The sequence below is a fragment of the Neorhizobium sp. T6_25 genome (assembly GCF_002968555.1).
Classification (GTDB): Bacteria; Pseudomonadota; Alphaproteobacteria; order Rhizobiales; family Rhizobiaceae; genus Neorhizobium.
In genome coordinates, this window is sequence record NZ_PVBL01000001.1 from 434,802 (window position 1) to 452,007 (window position 17,206).

Consider the following 17,206-nt stretch of genomic DNA (forward strand, 5'->3'; position numbering starts at 1 on the left):
CATTACTCCGAAAAGGTGAGGTGCAGGTTCAGTTGACGATCGACCTCGACATGTGTGCCGCTCGGGATTGCAAAGGTCGTATCTTCCTGGGCAACGACCGCCGGGCCGGCGAAGCGGCTGCCGGGACGCAGGCGATCACGCCGATAGAGGCCGATCCACTCGTAGCTCTTGCCGGTAAAGACCGGGATCTCGCGCTCGGGGTTAGCCGCCTCACCGTCCTCTCGGGCATTGACCGGGATTTCCAGTGCCGGGCCGGCCCCGATGGCCGAGAGACGCAGGTTGACGATCTCGATCGCTCCGTCGGGATCATGGAAATCGTAGAGCCGGGCATGCATGGCATGGAAGGCTTCCTCGATCGAACCGAGCTTGCCTTCGGCGATCCAGGCTGGCTGGATTGGCACCTCGATCTCGAAGCTTTGGCCGACATAACGCATGTCGGCGGAGACATTGAGCGTCGCGGCACCGGCATGCCCCTGCTTGGCGAGCCAGTTGCGCCCCTCGACGGCAAGCGCGTCCAGCGCCTCGCGCATTTGCGGCGCCGCCTGGTCGGAGAGATGTGTAAACACGGTGCGGATGAAGTCGCCGCGCAGATCTGCCACCAGGCCCCCGAGCGCCGAGACGACACCCGGGCGCGGTGCGCCGATCACCTTCGCCATATGAAATTCGCGGGCGAGGAACGCGCCGAGCATCGGGCCGCCGCCGCCGAACGGCATCAGCGTGAATTCCCTGAGATCGACGCCGGCGCGCGAGGCGAGTTTCTCGACCTCCACGAACATTTCCGAGATGGCGACGTCGAGGATGGCCTGGGCGGCCTCCTCCGCGCTCCGGCCTATCTTTTCAGCAAGCCGCGTGACGACCGCGCGAGCAAGGCCGACGTCGATCTGCAGTTGACCGTAGGCCATCTGGCTGTGACCGAGCCAGCCGCAGACGGCCATGGCGTCGGTCACAGTCGCCTGCTCTCCGCCCCCTCCGTAACAGGCTGGTCCAGGTGTCGAGCCGGCCGATTCCGGTCCGACCCGCAAAACGCCCTGCGCATCGACGCTGGCGATAGAACCGCCGCCTATGCCGATCGAGCTGACCGACACGGACGGGATATGCAACGGGAACTCGCCGACCAGTTCACCGGTGCCGAATTGCGGTTCGCCGTCGATGATCAGGGCAAAGTCGGCCGAGGTGCCGCCGATATCGAGGGTAAGGATATGCTTCTCGCCGGCACGACGGGCGAGCCAGGCAGCGCCTATGACACCGGAGGCCGTGCCGGACAACAGCATCTGCACGCAGGACCGTTTGCCTTCGTCGGCATTCATCACGCCGCCGTTCGACTTGGTCAGCAGCGCCGGCGCCGTGACGCCACGCGACAACAGCGTTTCCTCGAGTGCGGTCAGATAACCGGAGACGCGGGGATGGACGTAACCGTTGAGGATAGCAGTGGTGGTCCGCTCGTATTCGCGGATCACCGGCCAGACCTCGCACGACGTGAAGACGAAGAGTTCGGGGGCGATCCGGACGATTTCTCGGCGGACCGCCACCTCATGGATGTCGGTGCGCCACGAATGCAGGAAGGAGACGATTATACCGGCGGCGCCATTGGCCTTCGCCTTTGCAACCGCTGCCGCAACCGCCTCCAGATCCGGCGCCTCGACCTCGCTTCCATCCGCCCGCAAACGAGCGGGGATGCCGAAGATCATGTCGCGGGCGATGAGCTGGTCCGGCCGGGAGCAGAACAGGGAATAGACGTCCGGCATCCGCAACCGCGCCAGCTCGATGACGTCTTCGAAACCGGCATTGGTCATCAGCGCCAGCGACACGCCGCGACGCTGGATCACGGTGTTGATGCCGACGGTCGTTCCATGGACAAAACGGCTGACGGCTGCCGGTTCGAGCCCTTCCCGTTCGGCCAGAAGCGACAGTCCCGTCATCAGTTCCGCACCCGGATCGTCTGGTGTCGTCAGAACCTTGAGCGAGGCAACCCGGCCGGATCGCGTTTCCAGTGCACAGAAGTCGATGAAGGTCCCGCCGATATCGACGCCGATCTTCCAGTCCTGCTGATCGCTGGTTCCCTTGCCTGGCGCGGCCGCACTGTCCATGTTGCTCAATCCTTTCCTGCTGCTTGTCATTAAGCTGGCACGAATGGGCAAAGGCGGTCCAAGAGCGAAAAAGCCGCCGCCCATAAGTGCGGCTTATGCCTCGCCAGGGGACGTCCCATAGGTCCGGCTTATGGGATGATGAAAACCTCGACTTTGACACCGGCCGCCCGCACCGGGATGGTGGCGGGGATGAACGACATTGCGGAAACGGCCTTATGGATGTGATCGTGCTGGGTGGTGGCCTGATGGGGGCCGCATCGACCTATTTCCTCGCCCGGCGTGGTCTGCGCGTGACGCTCATCGAGCGGAACCGGGTCGGCAGCGGCGCGACGGTCGCTTCCTTCGGCAATATCCGCCGCAGCGGCCGATACCTGCCGCAACTTCCCCTCGCCCGACGATCCCTAACGGTTTGGGGCAAGGCGGCGGAGATGCTGGATCGGGACGTCGAGTTTCGGGCGACCGGCCATGTCCGGCTGGTGTTCAGCCAGGCGGGTATCGACGAGATGCGCAGCTTCGCGACGACTGCCAGACCTTGGGGGCTCAACCTTGAGGAACTTACCGCGACCGAGCTCCATGCACGTTTTCCGGGGCTCGGACCCGAGGCGATCGCCGCATCCTTTTCCCCGGAGGATGGAAGCGGCAATCCGCGCCTGATCGCTCCGGCTTTCGCGGATGCCGCGAGACGTTTGGGTGCCGAGATCGTCGAGAGCGTAGAGGTGAAAGCGATCCGGCGAAGCGCCTATGGCTTCGAGGTAGAGACCTCGAACGGCGTCCATGCCGCTGCCTCCCTCCTCAACACCGCGGGCGCCTGGGGCGCCCGGATTTCTGCGCAGTTCGGGGAGGCCGTTCCGATCGTCGCGAAGGGGCCGCAGATGGGGGTAACCGAGCCGCTGCCGCATCGCATCCTGCCGGTCGTCGGCGTCTGGGCTCATGACCACGGCGGCGGGTACCTGCGCCAGGTGGAGCGCGGAAACATCGTCTTCGGTGGCGGCGCGGAACGTACCGATGTTTCGCTTGACACCGGCCATGCCAAGGCCGACCCCGCCCGGCTTCCTGGCCAGTTGCGTGCCCTCCTGCCGATCCTGCCGGCGCTTGCCAATGTCTCGGTGATCCGCACCTGGTCCGGCTGCGAGGGTTATGTTGCCGACGGCCTTCCGGTCATGGGACCATCGGCGACGACGCCGGGCCTCTTCCATGCCTTCGGTTTTTGCGGCCACGGCTTCCAGCTCGGTCCCGGTGTCGGCGAGGTGATGGCCGAATTGATCTCGACCGGCACGACCAAGACGCCCATTGAGGATTTTCGCATAGAGCGATTTCCCAGGCGGCACGAATGGGAAGGGCTAAGCTCAAGGACTGAGGCGCGACCTTCGGAGGACGTCCGGGAGGCAGTGGAACCCCCGAGACGGCTGGAAGGGTCGGGATTTTCCTGGTCGCCAACTCAACAAGCCGCGCCCATCAAGACCGGTATTTGAGCATAGGCTCTTCCGTGGGAAATGCCCGGGAGCGAACGTCGCCCGCCTATACCGCCGCCAAGGCTTTTACCTCGCTCGCCATACCGCCTCAAGACGTGCAGCAGGGAGCCTTGGAATACTGCAAGCACTGTCAGCTCCTGCTCTAACTGCCTGTCAAATGCCATGACGGAGCGGAAAGATCCGTGACCGCAAGATTGTCAAACGCCGGTGCTCAGTCCTGCTGATCAGCATCGAATGCGTAGCCGATGCCGCGGACAGTGCGGATGACATCCGGCCCGCCGTTTGACCGCAGTGACCTCCTCAGCAGTCCGATCCGGACATCGACGGTACGATTGTCGACGAATGTATTTGCGGGCCAGCCGAGTGCGATCAACTCCTCGCGTCGAAAGACCCGACCCGGATTCTGCAGGAATATTTGTAGGAGGTTGAATTCGAGGGCGCCGAGATTGATCATCAAACCGTCGCGCTGGACGCGGCGGGTCCGGACATTGAGTTCGATCCCACCCGAACTCAATGTTCCTTGCTGGTCCGAGCGTTGCCGGTCGGCAGACAAGGTACGAAGATATTCGAGAAGCTTGATTGGTTCGAACGGGCGATGGAACGGCCTATCAGCCCCTGCCTGGATCATCTCGAGGTAAAGTGCCTCCGCACCCGGTTCGATCAATGGTATGAACGCTATCAAGCGCGTCGAGTGGGCGGTCTTCAGCTGTATACACAGTTCACGGCACATCGTGCTCGAGGCACGGCACTCGGCGATCACCGCTTGCGGTTTGATCATCTCGACCCGTTCGACGACCTCATCGGGATCTTTGGCCAGTACCACCGCGAAACCATCTGTTTCCAGCATGTGCTTCATGAAAAGAAGAAAGTCCAGGCTGGGGGAAACCAGCATCACAGTCGGAGACACCGTCCATCCTCACGAAGCTGCGCCAGGATATGGCCGGAATACTGGATGTCTCTCGGCCAGTCGGCCTGGCTATCCCTATCAAGGCGCGCTGTTTCCGGCAATTATGGCTCGTGTTTGGCGGGCTGCAAGTCGCAGAATTGCGAGCCCTTTCCCGACACACCAATCGGCAGTTAGGCATCTTCCCTCGACTGGTCCCTGGCGGGTCGATTGACGACATGCGGCAGGGGCGACAATGCCTGCCAAGGGTTGCGCAAGTCTTGCATGACGCAGATCCTGCCCTTTGCAAAGATCTCAACAAAAAATTGCACAATCTTAACGAAGCTCGCGTCGAATTCCTCCCCGCTCGGTGACACGATCAGTCCGTCACGTCTGTCATCCACGGGAGCATGGGGAGGTCGAAATGCCGAACGGGCGAGGAATTGGAGAGGCTCGGGCTCATCATGGCGAGATCCTGCAGGGTATATTCGAGGACGAGAGATGTCATAGACATAGGGGACTGGTTTCCCTTCCCTGCCGCCATCTGCGGTCAGAAGCGGTCTTTTTCCCCAACGCACGTGAACATGTAACTGTCTCTCCCAGCTCCTGTGAAAAGGCGCGAAGGGCCGCCGAACTCGCCATGCTCCAGGCAGGGTGCGAAAGTTGCGGCGGGCACCTTGTGATTGCGTCCGACATACCCGCCGGCCGAGGTCTTGGTTCATCAACCGCCGATGTGCTGGCGGCCATCCATGCCGTCATCGACTATCTGGATGTCAGTTGGACCAATGAAGAGATCATGCGCGTCGCCGTTGGGGCGGAAACGGCCTGTGACGCGACTCTCTTTACGCAGAACGCCGTGTTGTTTGCCCAGCGGGAGGGGGAAGTAATCGAGCCATTCCATCGGCCGGTTCCTCCGATCGATATCATTAGTGTCGACACCGAGCCGTTGAAGACGGTCTCGACACTCGATTTCGTGCCGGCTCAGTACAACACTTTCGAGGCCGAGGCCTTCAAGTCTCTGCGCAGCCTCCTTAGAAGGGCCATCAGGCTTGGAGACCTGGATCTCCTCGGAAGAGTCGCAACCGCGAGTGCCAACCTGAATGAGAGGTTCCTGCCGAAACCAGGTCTCCGCGCGCTCCAGGAAATAGCCGGCCAATGTGGAGCCTTCGGCATCCAGGTTGCCCATAGCGGGACCGTTGTTGGTCTGATGTTCGACCCCCGAGCCCCAGAAACGCCGCAGAAAATCGATCGCGCGAGCTCCGCGCTCAGCGCAGCCGACTTCCAGTTCCGGATCTTCAACGCGTGAACATCCAACCCAAGGGGCCCCTATGGCGTATTCCAATTTTCGAAATCTCGAGGACTTCGAAGATCCTCGCCTGATACAGATCGGAAGCAATCTGTATGGCGCCGCATTCTTCCTGATGAAGCTCCTGCCCGCGAGATTTATCCTTGAACACGCCTTCGAGCGCGGCGAGATAACGGCCGAGAGCTGTATCTGCGAGACCTCGTCCGGCACCTTCGCACTGGCGCTGGCAATGTTGACGGCACAGTCTGGCAATGGGCTGTTCATTGTCTGCGACTGGGCCATCGATCCAAAGCTGCAAAGGCGGTTGCTGGAACTTGGCGCCCGCCTCGAGATCATCATGGATCCGCAGCCGCGGCATGGCTTGCAACAGGCGCGGCTCGACCGCCTGCACCTGCTGCTTTCCGAAAATGGATCCCGATTTTGGCCCTGCCAATATGACAATCCGGACAACCCGCTGTCATACGCCAAAGTCGCCGCGAAGCTGGTCGAGCGGATCGGCCGCATCGACTGCCTCGTCGGAACCGTGGGATCAGGCGGTTCGCTCTGCGGCACAGCTCGCTATCTGCGGATGTTGTTTCCGGACCTCTTCGTTATTGGCGTCGACACGATGAACAGCGTCCTCTTTGGGCAGCCGGATGCACCGCGCTTGATCCGTGGGTTGGGCGGCAGCATGCTTCCGAAGAATATCGACCATGCACAAGTGGATGAGGTCCACTGGCTTTCCGCAGCCGAGACGTTTCGGGCAACCCGCGATTTGCACCACCGCCATGCCCTATTCATGGGCCCAACGAGCGGAGCAGCGTTCAAGGTCGCCGCCTGGTGGAGCGCCAGCCACCGGGACAAAAATACCGTGGTACTAATGCCCGACGAAGGCCATCGATATATCGACACCGCCTATGACGACGACTGGCTGGCGGCAAACAGTCCCGAATGGATCAAGAGCAGTCCCGAACGTCCCGCAACGACAGCGGAGCCGAGCTCGCAATTTACCAGCTGGACGCGCTTCGCCTGGTGCAGACGAGCGTATAGCGAGGTTCTGCCCCAGGACAGTGGTGCAGGCGACATTGCCGGCTGGCAACGGCCATGAAGAGAAAAAGGAGGCAAGCACGATGCCAGACAGAACAATGGTTTTCCTTGAAAGCAGCACTAGCGGGCATCTCTTCGTCCAAGCAGCCCGCCGCCAGGGTCTTCGCCCCATCCTGGTGACAAGCGGGAGTGACCGCTATCGAAACCTGGCAGGCGAGGCGGTCGATACGGTTATCGCCGACACCGTCGACATTAAGGAGATGGCGCGAGTTTGCGATGAACTCCAGGCGCAGGCTCCGATTGCAGGGATATTGTCCACCTCAGGTGCCTATGCGGCAATGGCCGCTCGCCTCTGCCACCGGTTAGGACTTCCCGGCGCCGATGGCCAAGCGATTGAAAATTGCCAGAACAAATTCCTCCAGCGGGGCACGTTCAAGAATGCCGGCTTGCTCACGCCGGCCTATGAACTTGTCCACAATATCCCGTCCGCCGTCGAGGCGGCGACCCGGATCGGCTTTCCGGTGATCGTGAAACCGGTGGTCGGAAGTGGAAGCACCGGCGTGCGTCTTTGTTTGGACGGTGGAGATGTTGGAGAGCAGGTGGCATATCTGCTGTCGACTGACGGGGGAATAGCCCGGGGTGTTTTGATCGAGGAGTTCATCGTCGGATTGGAATATTCCGTCGAGACCGTTGGAGACGTCGTGCTCGGCATCACCAAGAAACATCTGGGGGAATTGCCTTATTTTGTCGAAGTTGGCCATGACTTCCCGGCTGCCTTGCGTCGGTCGGACGAGGTTGCCATTGCCGACACGGTCGTGTCCGCACTTAACGCGCTGCATCTTCATTGGGGACCGGCGCATACGGAACTGCGGCTGGATAGTCGGGGTCCGGTCATCATCGAGGTCAATCCCAGGATGGGCGGGGACATGATTCCGGAACTGATACGGCTGGCGATAGGCGTCGACGTCATCTCAGAGACAATCAAGCTGGTCACCGGCGCAAGGATCGACCTGACACCGCAAGGCCACCGATCGTCTTCCATCCGATTTCTCAATCCGGGCGCCGAGGGTTTCGTGCGATGGATGTCGGATCTGAATGTCGCTCGCGCGATACCGTCGGTCTCGGAGGTTGAACTCTACGTGGCGGACGGGGGTGAAGTTCGGCGGTATGGCGACTATCGGGACCGGATCGGCCATGTGATCGTGGCAGGCGAGACGCCGTATCAGGTCGAAACCAGTCTCGCGAATGTGACGGCCCAGTTGCGATACGATATAGAGGCCTTTCCCGATCGACGTGATGGCTGATGGTCCAAGCCAAGCCTTGACCACAAGCGTCTTTACTCGGGCGAACCGTCATGGTGTGTGTCCGTGAGGGCACGGCGGGGGCGCCGGAACTGCGAGGACGGCGACGGCAGGTCAATGCCGGAACGCCTGACGGCTGCAGAGCAGGCGCCTGCGCATGGTCAGCGTCTAAAAGCCCCCTCGTCGAGCGTGTAGTAGAATTTGCCCTTTTCTCGAATGGCACCAATGCTTTCGTAGAACACCAGCGCCTCCGTGTTGGCACTGGAAACGCCCCATTTGATACGGAAGCAACCCAGGCTCTCGGCCTCCCGACACAAAGCCGCCATCAACTCACGGGCGATCCCACGTCGCCGATGGGCTTCATCAACCATCAGGTCGTTGAGATACAGGACGGGCCTGTTTCTGAACGTGAATTCGAGAATAAGATAAAGCGCAAACCCGACAATCTTTCCTTCGGAGTTCTCGCTGACGACGATGTTACAGGTCGGAGGTGCCCGATCGAGCCCCAGCCGGCTTAATGCCTGCTCGTCAACGGCAAAAATGTCGTCGTAGTTCTCCAAGTGCGCATGTCTCTGCATCTAGGCCAGGACACTTGCCAGATCGCCATGCTGAATCTTACGGACCGCCATGCGACACCCTTGATAGACTTTCGACGGGCTCATCTTAGCAGGGTAAGGAGGTGAGAATTCCAAAGTTCGCGTGAATTCTTTCGGCAAGATTGCGAAGCTTTGCAAACCCGCGCCCGAAGTATGAAGAGGATTTCGACAAATGCAGCCTGCCGCAAGCGCTCAATGAGAGCTACCGCCGGCTCAGCGTGCACGGTGCGACCCTGCCGCCCAGCGAACAATGTCTTCGCCGAACGGTTCCGGCGGTCGATCAAATACGAGAGGCAATTCCCAAGAAATGGCCGGGTCACTTCAGCTCCCGCGGAGGCGGGTACTTTGATCAGCGATCCTAAGCTCCGACACAGCGCCAACCGCTCTCGCCCTCAAAGGTCTCCTCTTGGAGACTTCATCAGCCCTCCTTATAGCCATGTGACGTCAGGATCAGCACAACCGATGCATCCTCGGCAATGACCGACTGATCACGCAAGATCCAGAGGCCCGCAAGGACAATCGCGCTGGAACCCTCGACGAAGAGACCGGCTCGTGCCAATGCAAGCTGCGCGGCAATGGTTTGATCAGCCGAAGGTCCGACGACCGCTCCTCGCGAGCAAAGCAGCGCTTTGATCGCCTGATAGGTGACGGTCGTCCCACCCAGCGAGACAAGCGGTGACCGCCCCTCAAACTGTCCCACATAGTCTTTCCCCGCCATCACCCGCGAAATTCGGGGAAACGGTTCAGCTGCGTGAATTCGCGGGATGTCCGTCACGAGCCCTGCGGAAACAAGATCGGCATATCCCTTTGCCAGTCCCCACAAGAGATCGCCTCGGGACACGGGCACAATGATGTCACTTGGTTGTTCCGCTCCCAAAGACAGATAGAGTTCAAGCGCGATCGCCCTGTATCCATCGACTGCAAACAGGTTGCTGCCGACGGCCGGGATTGTAAAATTGCTGGCCGGATACCACTCACCTGACTTGGAGTGGAGGGAAACCAATTCCCATCGCGCGACGGCGTTCGGCGCCACGATGACTTCGGCGCCGTGCAGCTCGATCGCTTTTCGCCAGCCTCTGGCCATTGCTTCGGTGGTAACTACCACGCATTTGAGACCGGCATGGGCCGCAAATGCTGCGAGCGAGGCGCCGGCATTTCCGCTTGAAGCGACAGCGAGCGTGCGGGCGCCGATATCGAGAGCTCTACGAACGACAGCCGCACTCATTCTGTCCTTGTGCGAGCCCGTCGGATTTGCGCCCTCGTTTTTTATTCCCAGCCATTTGATCTTGTTCTTTGCGGCGATCTCGATCAGCTCGATGAGAGGGGTATTTCCCTCACCTAAATGGGGACGACCCGGATAAGCGAGCCAGTTTGCGATATCCCCGGCAGCGATCAATTCTGGAAATTTCTCAAAAACAGGCGCTACGCTCGCGGGCGCCCCTGCCGCCGCGCAGGCGGGGCAGCCGCCAAAATAGTCGCCGATCGGCCAGGACCTTTGGCATTTGATGCACCGCATGCCGGACAGCATGGGATTTGGCTCGGCGACACGAACTGGTCGGCTCGTCTCATTTGCCTCACTGATCATTGCCTTATCGCCGGAGTTCATCATTGAGGAAGGTGCACAGCTCGTCGCCCCTGCCAACCAGGGCAGGTATATGGCGGGACAGGACATAGCCAGAGGTTTCGAAACGCACTTCCGCGGGCTCGCGAAGGGGGAAGTCCGGGAAATGAATGAGCCCCGCGAGCTTGCCGGCTGAAACATATTCGCCGAGCTGGATGCGAGGTTCGAATATTCCAGCGGCAGGAGCATGCAGGCGACTGTTTGAACCCTTCTCCATCCAGCGCGTTACGTTTGGTGTCGTAACGGTGATGGAGGGCAGGACGCCGATCTGGTTGAGGATCCTCTTCACGCCCTCGCTGGCAAGCTGGAGCCCCTGCCGGGACAGCATTTCACCTCCGCCGAGCTCGACCGTCAGGCAGGCTATGCCCTGCCTCGTGCATTCACCCGAAAGGGTCAGGCTGCCTCCTCCACCCCTGCCGGTGCTGAAAAAGCTGACAGGCGCGCCGAACCATTCGGCCAGACGCCGCGACTCGGGAAATACTCGTCCACTTCCATCCTCGCGCAACAGCGCGCAGGGGATGAACTCCGAAGAACGCCCCCCTGCGTGCAGGTCGATCACCAGATCGGCGCGGGGCAAAAGGACCGTGCTGACGTAATGCGCGATCACTTGCGTCGGACCGCCCAAGGCGTCGCCCGGAAAGCATCGATTGAGGTTGGCTCCATCAAGCGGGGAGGATCTTGTCCCGGCCATCACCGCAGGAAAATTTAGCGATGGCAAGATTATGATCCGACCTTGCACCCACTCTGGCTCCAGATCCCGGGCAAGGTTCATCAGCGCAACGATGCCTTCATATTCATTGCCGTGATTGCCGCCGACCAACAGGGCGGTCGGACCAGCGCCGTTCTTGACCGAGATCGCCGGGATCGGGATGTAGCCATAGCCGTTGGTTTCCCGTGAATGGTAAAGGTGAAGGGAGCCGTCTTGCTTGCCGTCCTTGTCGAAGTCCAGAAGCGTCGAGATCGGCGTTTCCACAGCAGTCCCGAATAGCTGACCCGTCCGGTTCGCCGATCCGGCTTGTGCTGGTTGCAGGTTCGTTGATGGCTTAATTTTGACCATAGCGGCATCCTCCCTTCCGTCGGATCAATTCCGAAACCACGATGATGATGCTCATGAATACCAGCAGGAGGCTGGCTACGGCCGCCAGACGCGGGCTCACCGATAGCAGGGCGTCCTCGTACATGAGCTTGGGCAGGGTGGTGACGCGACCGCCGGTGACAAAAAGAGCGATCGTCAACTCGTCGAAAGAAATGATGAAGGCAAACATGAACGACGCGATGATGCCTGAGCGGATCAGGGGAAAAGTCACACGGCGGAAGATCTGCATGCCGCTTGCGCCCATGGTGGCGGCCGCATAGTCAAGATTGCGATCGTAACCCTTGACGACGGCAAGCACGGTGATGACGATGTACGGGATCACGATGACCGTGTGACCCAAGACGACAGCAAACGTGGTACCGGCAATTCCAATCCGCGAAAAGAGAAAGAACAGACCAACGGCGATGAAGATGTTCGGCACGATCATCGGCGCAACAACCAGTCCGAAGAGGGCTGGCTTCCCGCCAAAACTGTCGCGTGCCAGTGCGAAGGCACAGGGCACGGCAAGCAGCATCGCGATGGTGGCGGCGAGGAGCGCGACGATGAAGGATCTCGCAGCCGCACCGAGCCATACCGGCGAGTCCAACACCAACTGATACCATTGCAGCGAGAAAAGCTTTGGGGGCCAGGTGAGAAAGGCCTCGGAGGTGAACGAGACCGGCAGAACAAAAAGCGTGGGGAGCGCGAGAAAGGCCAGAACGAACGTACAGGCAGCATAGAGTCCGACGCGTGTGCTGCGGCCTCGGCGTCTTTTTTCCTTTTTCAGAGCCGTCAACGCGAAGATGGCCGCATCGGTAAGATTTGCTAAAGCGGAGGTGATCGCGTTTCCGGCAAAGACCGCCAACCGGCGTATGGACGACTTCTTCGAGGGCACGCGCGGTGCTGCGTTCCCCCCGATAACCGAGAGGCCGAAAATCCGGTCGTAGACGAGAAAAATCGCCATGAAGGTGATGACGAGCAGAACGCCGATTGCACCGGCGAACTGCCAGTTCAGGACCTCCCTGATCTGGAAAATGATGAGCTGGACGATCATCGTGTCTTGAGGACCACCCAACAAAGCCGGGGTGATGAAAAAGCCGAGGGACGTGATGAAGACAAGAAGGGCCGCGGACGCGACGCCAGGCATCGTCAAGGGGAAGTAGATACGCCAGAAACGCGTCCCGCCCTTTGCCCCCATGGTGGCCGCAGCCTTGGACAGGTTCGGGTCGATACCCTCCATCACCGCCAGAAGGGTCAAAATCGCCAGCGGCATCAGAGCGTGGGTCATGCCGATCATCACGCCGGCGAAATTGTAGATTAGCTGCAGCGGGGCGTCGACGATCCCCACGGAAAGCAGGAATTGATTGACGGCGCCCCTACGGCCGAGAAGCACGATCCATGCGAACGTCCTCACGAGGAAACTCGTCCAAAACGGCATCAAGACCAGAATGATGAGCCAGTTGCGCGTCGATCCCCGGGCGATCGCCAGGAGATAGGCCACAGGATAGGCGCCAACGATGCAGAGCAGCGTCGTGTAGAAAGCGACCTTGATGGTTGTGAGCAGGACCTTGCCATAGAGCGGCACGTCGACCAGCCGCTGGTAGTGCTCAAGAGACGGGAGGCTGCGATCATCCAGGAAGCTTAAGCCCAAAAGCATCACGACCGGAATCACGAACAACGACAGCAGGAACACCGCCACGGGTCCGGTCTGCCAATGGAGCTTGTTCCATGTCGGCCAGATGCGCAGCGGCGGGGCGGTTCCGGCGACAAAATCAACTCTCGCCATCATGCAGCCTCCCGCTCGTTGTCCGAAAAAACCCTGCCGACGTCATCGTTCCAACCGATGGTGAGCATCTCGCCCTTGCGCACGCTTCGCGCACCGCATGTCAGCTGCGAAACCTGCAATGTCGATGTCTCTCCGATACGGATGAACAGTTTGGTGATCGCACCCGAGACGACGACTTCGGTCACCTGACCACACAACCGGTTTGCCCTGTTGTCCGTATCGGAAAGGATCTCGATGGATTCCGGTCGCGTGAAGTGGACGACATCGGGGCCATGCACATCCGACGATGTGCGACGGGTCCGGATCGTCCCGATCCCCGGCAGATCCAGGACGAGACACTCTGCTTCTTCGGCGATGATCCTGCCCTTGATCAGGTTCGACTCCCCGAGAAAATCCGCCGCAAACAGACTTTTGGGCCTGAAGTAAAGGTCGCCAGGGGCGCCGATCTGCTCGATCCGTCCAAGGTTCATCAGGCAGATGCGGTCCGACATGACCATTGCCTCCTCCTGATCGTGCGTCACGTAAAGAACCGTCATTCCCAGCTGCTCATGCAGCCGCTTGATCTCCAATTGCAGATGGTCGCGCAATTTCTTGTCGAGCGCTCCAAGCGGCTCATCCATGAGAACGATTGAAGGATTGGCGACGAAAGCCCGCGCCAAGGCGATGCGCTGTTGCTGTCCGCCCGAAAGCTGGTTGCAATAGCGGTCTCCCACATGCTCGAGCTTTACCATTTCGAGTGCTCGCCTGATGGCCGGCAGGCGCTCGCCGGCAAGCATTTTCCGCATCTCGAGCGGAAACGAGATATTTTCGGCGACCGTCATGTGCGGAAACAATGCATAATTTTGAAAGACCATGCCGATGTCGCGACCTGACGCGGGCAGATCAGTCGCCTCGCGACCGTCGATCCATATCTTGCCGTCATCGGGCGCATTGAGTCCCGCGACCGCCCACAGGAGCGTCGTCTTGCCGGAGCCGGACGGGCCCAGCATGGTCAGAAACTCGCCGTCCGCCAGATCAAGATCGACGTGATTGAGGGCCGTGGCCGATCCGTATCTCTTTGTCAGCCCCCGGATCGCCAGCTTGTTGATGCGTTCTTTCAATGTAAACCTCCCAGTTATGCGATTTGAACGACGCCCGTGTTCAGGCCATCGTGAAGTCCGGCCAGGCCTTACCCGACGAGCCAGTTCTCGTAGCGCTCTTGCGCCACGGCGTTGTTGCTCCCCCACCATCTCGCGTCCATGACGAACATCTCCGCGAAATAGTCGGGATGTGTGGGAAGGATCTCGGCAAGTTTCGGCTCGATGAAGTCGAAGGCCCTTGGATTGCAAGGGCCGCTCGTCGAATACTTGACGAACTCCGCCTGACGTTCGCCCGCAGACGCGAATTCGATGAATTCGCGCATCAGCTCAACATTGGGGCCGCCTTTGAGAATGGCGAAACCGGCAAACGAGAACATCCCGTCCTTCCAGACGATGTTCACCGGCGCACCGTCGTCGATTGCGACCTGGGCGCGCGCGTTCCAGGTCAGGAGGCAGTCCACCTCGCCGGTCTTGAGCATCTGAGAGGTCTGCGCGCCACCGGTCCACCACACCGCGATATCCTTCTTGATCCGGTCGAGGCTCCGGAATGCCCGATCGAGGTCGAGCGGGTATAGATCCGCCTTTGCGACCCCGTCCGCCAACAGAGCCGGTTCAAGTGTTCCATTGGGATGTTTGCGAAGCGAACGCACCCCGGGGATTGCGGCGGTATTCCAGAAATCCGCAAGGTTTTTCGGTGGCTGCCTACCCATTGTGTCGGTGCGATAGGCCAGGACCGTGGCATAGCCCATGGCTCCGATCAGGAAGTCGTTCCGCAGGTCGGCGGGGATCTGCAAGGCATTCGGCCCGAGCCCGCCAGGTCCCGACACGGTTTCGAGATACCGGCGATCGGTGAGGACAACCACATCGCTCATATCAAGCAGCGCGCCGTCCCACGCATAGTTGCCTGCCTCGACCATCGCCTTGATCTCACCGGTCGGGCCGTGAGAGGATTGCACGCCAATGACGTCAATCCCGGTCTGCTTGCTGAACGGTTCGAAGAATGCTTGCCTATAAGCTTCTCCGACCGGACCACCGGGATCACGAATAGTCAGAGTGCGACTTCTGGCCGAGGCGGTTCGTATGAATGGCGCGGCCAGCAGCGCGGTACCCGACGCCGCCATGAAGCCCCTGCGATCGATGGCCGCTATCCTTGTTTGCGTTTTTGACTGCATGTCTGCCTTCCCCTGTTGGCTCGTCCATCGTCTGGCGCGACGGATTGTTGGCAATCGAGATCTCCAGTCGGCGGAAACCGTTTTGCTGGCGCTCGATGCCAAGGCATTCGAAGCAGCGATAGCGACGCGATCAGAACGCGCCGGTCGGAATGATTGAAACGGTTGGCTGCCGAACTACCGCGAATTCAGCGGATCCAAGGGTCGGCGTCCAATCGAAATATGATCGCAACTCATGCATGAGTGTAATATATGCCGACGCCGATCTAGGCGATCCCGCGACATCGGCCTCGCCAGTTCGGCTGAGAAAACCGAAGCCAATCAAGAAAATGGCGGGTGTCGGCTGTCCGTTGCCTCCACCCTTCCCAGCGGTTTCCGTAAAGCAGTCACAGAGCGTCAGTCGCACGAGGCCGGGCCATATTGAACTGCGCGAGGGCGCAATCCCGTTCCTCTTTCAAAACCGCAACGAACCTGCTGGTCACCGCCGACTGGGGTCGCAAGCTCGGCCTCGCCATTAGATAGTCCAGTTTGACCGCTGGGCGGAAGGGGCGCATAACTAGCCCATGTCCTGCAAAGTCCAGCGCGGCAAATGGACTGACGATCGACACACCGGCGCCGTTGGCGACGAAATTGCAGACGGTCGCCGCATACTGGGTTTCGATATGCAGCTTCGGTTTGACACCCGCATTGGCGAAGATCTGGTCGACCTGCCGCCGGGTGACGTCATCCTTGACGAACCCGATGAAAGGCATGCCGGTGAGGTCACTGGGTAGGATTTCGGGTTTTTCCGCGAGAAGGTGGCCTGAGGGCAGGATGCATATCCCCTCGACACTGGCGAAATGTTCTAAATGCTGGTCGCCGTCATTCAGGGGACCCGGTAGAAATCCGAGATCGAACTCCTGCGTGGCCGTCACGCCTCTGACGGAGCCAGCGCTGCGAACCTGCAGCGAAACCTCGACGTTCGGATACTGTTTCGAAAAGCGCGTGATGACACGCGGCAAAAAACCGGATCCAAGTGCGGATATCGACGTAATGCGAAGATGGCCGGTGTTGAAATTGCTGATCGTATCGGCGATGTGGCGAAGGTTTTCCAATCCCACGAATGCGCGCTTCACCTCTTCATAAAACGCCGTGCCCTCAGGAGTTGGCTGGATGCCGCGGCCGACACGACGGAAGAGTTTGAGTTTCGAGACCTGTTCCAGCCGCTCGATCTGACGGCTGACGGCGGGTTGGGAAAGATTGAGCAATTCGGCGCCGGCCGTGATGCTGCCGGTGCGCATCACAGCCTGAAAAACTTCGATCTGCCTGAGATTCATCGCCGGTCACCCGCATATCGGGATGACAGCCCCGGCACGGCGGACACGGCGAGGTCCGCGTCGACGGCTAGAAACAACCCGCGGATTTCATCGGAAGCAAAGCCAAATGTCGCCTGAAAATTCCCAGCCAAGAGCGGCCCCGAAACCGTCCGGCGCGGGCATGGCGACATGCCATCTCGGTCCGGACGTTACCCAAAGGCGAAATGCGCGGTCGTAGATTCGCGCAGTCCCTTGCCGACGACAGCAATGAATATATGGCAGAAGATGCCAGGGGGCGCAACGCGGCAATGGTGTTAAGCCGGAAGATCACACCTTCGCTGGATAGTGCAGGCTTGACGAGCATCATCGATCCGAAAATGGCCGGTGAGAGCTCCCACGCTTAGCGCGAAAGAATACTAGGAGGATACCACCGCCTGTTGTTGCCGAAGGCTATGTTGCAGATTGTGCCGCCGCGGCGAACACTTCGGCATGGGTGTGGGGCGCGTTTCT

General features: G+C 60.1%; 14 protein-coding genes. 4 read left to right on the forward strand and 10 right to left on the reverse strand.

Annotation, left to right across the window (positions count from 1 at the left end; translation table 11 throughout):
- Positions 1-2: 2 nt before the first annotated feature.
- Positions 3-2,087: a hydantoinase/oxoprolinase family protein gene (locus tag C5L10_RS01950; RefSeq protein WP_105428288.1), complete on the reverse strand. Its 2,085-nt coding sequence runs from the start codon at positions 2,085-2,087 to the stop codon at positions 3-5.
- A 215-nt stretch (positions 2,088-2,302) separates the two neighbouring features.
- On the opposite strand from C5L10_RS01950, the gene C5L10_RS01955 reads away from it, so the two are divergent.
- Positions 2,303-3,559, forward strand: coding sequence for an FAD-binding oxidoreductase (locus tag C5L10_RS01955; RefSeq protein ID WP_105428289.1), 1,257 nt, complete (start codon positions 2,303-2,305; stop codon positions 3,557-3,559).
- Between the two features lie 211 nt (positions 3,560-3,770).
- On the opposite strand, the gene C5L10_RS01960 is transcribed toward C5L10_RS01955, so the two are convergent.
- Both C5L10_RS01960 and C5L10_RS34700 read right to left on the reverse strand, forming a co-directional pair.
- Positions 3,771-4,466: a response regulator transcription factor gene (locus tag C5L10_RS01960; protein ID WP_172716870.1), complete on the reverse strand. Its 696-nt coding sequence runs from the start codon at positions 4,464-4,466 to the stop codon at positions 3,771-3,773.
- A gap of 355 nt (positions 4,467-4,821) precedes the next feature.
- On the reverse strand, positions 4,822-4,956 hold the full coding sequence (locus tag C5L10_RS34700) for a hypothetical protein (protein ID WP_256384635.1): 135 nt from the start codon (positions 4,954-4,956) through the stop codon (positions 4,822-4,824).
- Between the two features lie 165 nt (positions 4,957-5,121).
- Here C5L10_RS34700 and C5L10_RS01970 point away from each other — a divergent pair, with 165 nt between their 5' ends.
- Genes C5L10_RS01970 through C5L10_RS01980 form a run of 3 tightly spaced genes read left to right on the forward strand, consistent with a single transcriptional unit; the run spans position 5,122 to position 8,078 of the window.
- Positions 5,122-5,748, forward strand: coding sequence for a hypothetical protein (locus C5L10_RS01970; RefSeq protein ID WP_245447893.1), 627 nt, complete (start codon positions 5,122-5,124; stop codon positions 5,746-5,748).
- 22 nt (positions 5,749-5,770) lie between these two features.
- On the forward strand, positions 5,771-6,835 hold the full coding sequence (locus C5L10_RS01975; RefSeq protein ID WP_105428293.1) for a pyridoxal-phosphate dependent enzyme: 1,065 nt from the start codon (positions 5,771-5,773) through the stop codon (positions 6,833-6,835).
- Entirely contained in the window at positions 6,801-8,078 is a 1,278-nt protein-coding gene (locus C5L10_RS01980; RefSeq protein WP_172716871.1) for an ATP-grasp domain-containing protein, read from the forward strand. Before C5L10_RS01975 ends, C5L10_RS01980 begins: the two co-directional genes overlap by 35 nt.
- A 158-nt stretch (positions 8,079-8,236) precedes the next feature.
- On the opposite strand, the gene C5L10_RS01985 is transcribed toward C5L10_RS01980, so the two are convergent.
- From C5L10_RS01985 to C5L10_RS02015, 7 genes are all read right to left on the reverse strand, one after another.
- Complete coding sequence (locus tag C5L10_RS01985; protein ID WP_172716872.1) at positions 8,237-8,635, reverse strand: GNAT family N-acetyltransferase; 399 nt, start codon at positions 8,633-8,635, stop codon at positions 8,237-8,239.
- A 454-nt stretch (positions 8,636-9,089) separates the two neighbouring features.
- The gene (locus C5L10_RS01990; RefSeq protein WP_105428296.1) at positions 9,090-10,256 is read right to left on the reverse strand and encodes a pyridoxal-phosphate dependent enzyme; all 1,167 of its coding nucleotides are present in this window, start codon (positions 10,254-10,256) and stop codon (positions 9,090-9,092) included.
- A gap of 4 nt (positions 10,257-10,260) precedes the next feature.
- Positions 10,261-11,349, reverse strand: coding sequence for a succinylglutamate desuccinylase/aspartoacylase family protein (locus C5L10_RS01995; protein WP_105428297.1), 1,089 nt, complete (start codon positions 11,347-11,349; stop codon positions 10,261-10,263).
- On the reverse strand, positions 11,336-13,066 hold the full coding sequence (locus C5L10_RS02000; protein ID WP_245447894.1) for an ABC transporter permease subunit: 1,731 nt from the start codon (positions 13,064-13,066) through the stop codon (positions 11,336-11,338). Before C5L10_RS02000 ends, C5L10_RS01995 begins: the two co-directional genes overlap by 14 nt.
- 86 nt (positions 13,067-13,152) lie before the next feature.
- A complete protein-coding gene (locus C5L10_RS02005) occupies positions 13,153-14,253 on the reverse strand; it encodes an ABC transporter ATP-binding protein (protein WP_105428299.1) in 1,101 nt (366 codons plus the stop codon).
- 68 nt (positions 14,254-14,321) lie between these two features.
- Positions 14,322-15,506 carry an ABC transporter substrate-binding protein gene (locus C5L10_RS02010; RefSeq protein ID WP_172716873.1) on the reverse strand — a complete coding sequence of 395 codons (1,185 nt, stop codon included), beginning with the start codon at positions 15,504-15,506 and terminating at the stop codon, positions 14,322-14,324.
- A gap of 281 nt (positions 15,507-15,787) precedes the next feature.
- Complete coding sequence (locus C5L10_RS02015) at positions 15,788-16,717, reverse strand: LysR substrate-binding domain-containing protein (RefSeq protein WP_105428301.1); 930 nt, start codon at positions 16,715-16,717, stop codon at positions 15,788-15,790.
- Positions 16,718-17,206: the final 489 nt, after the last annotated feature.

Excerpts from the sequence above, each read along its gene's own strand:
- C5L10_RS01950 (WP_105428288.1), bottom strand. The coding sequence starts at position 2,087 with ATGGACAGTGCGGCCGCGCCAGGCAAGGGAACCAGCGATCAGCAGGAC.
- C5L10_RS01955 (WP_105428289.1), top strand. The coding sequence starts at position 2,303 with ATGGATGTGATCGTGCTGGGTGGTGGCCTGATGGGGGCCGCATCGACC.
- C5L10_RS34700 (WP_256384635.1), bottom strand. The coding sequence starts at position 4,956 with ATGTCTATGACATCTCTCGTCCTCGAATATACCCTGCAGGATCTCGCC.
- C5L10_RS01975 (WP_105428293.1), top strand. The coding sequence starts at position 5,771 with ATGGCGTATTCCAATTTTCGAAATCTCGAGGACTTCGAAGATCCTCGC.
- C5L10_RS01990 (WP_105428296.1), bottom strand. The coding sequence starts at position 10,256 with ATGATCAGTGAGGCAAATGAGACGAGCCGACCAGTTCGTGTCGCCGAG.
- C5L10_RS01995 (WP_105428297.1), bottom strand. The coding sequence starts at position 11,349 with ATGGTCAAAATTAAGCCATCAACGAACCTGCAACCAGCACAAGCCGGA.
- C5L10_RS02015 (WP_105428301.1), bottom strand. The coding sequence starts at position 16,717 with ATGAATCTCAGGCAGATCGAAGTTTTTCAGGCTGTGATGCGCACCGGC.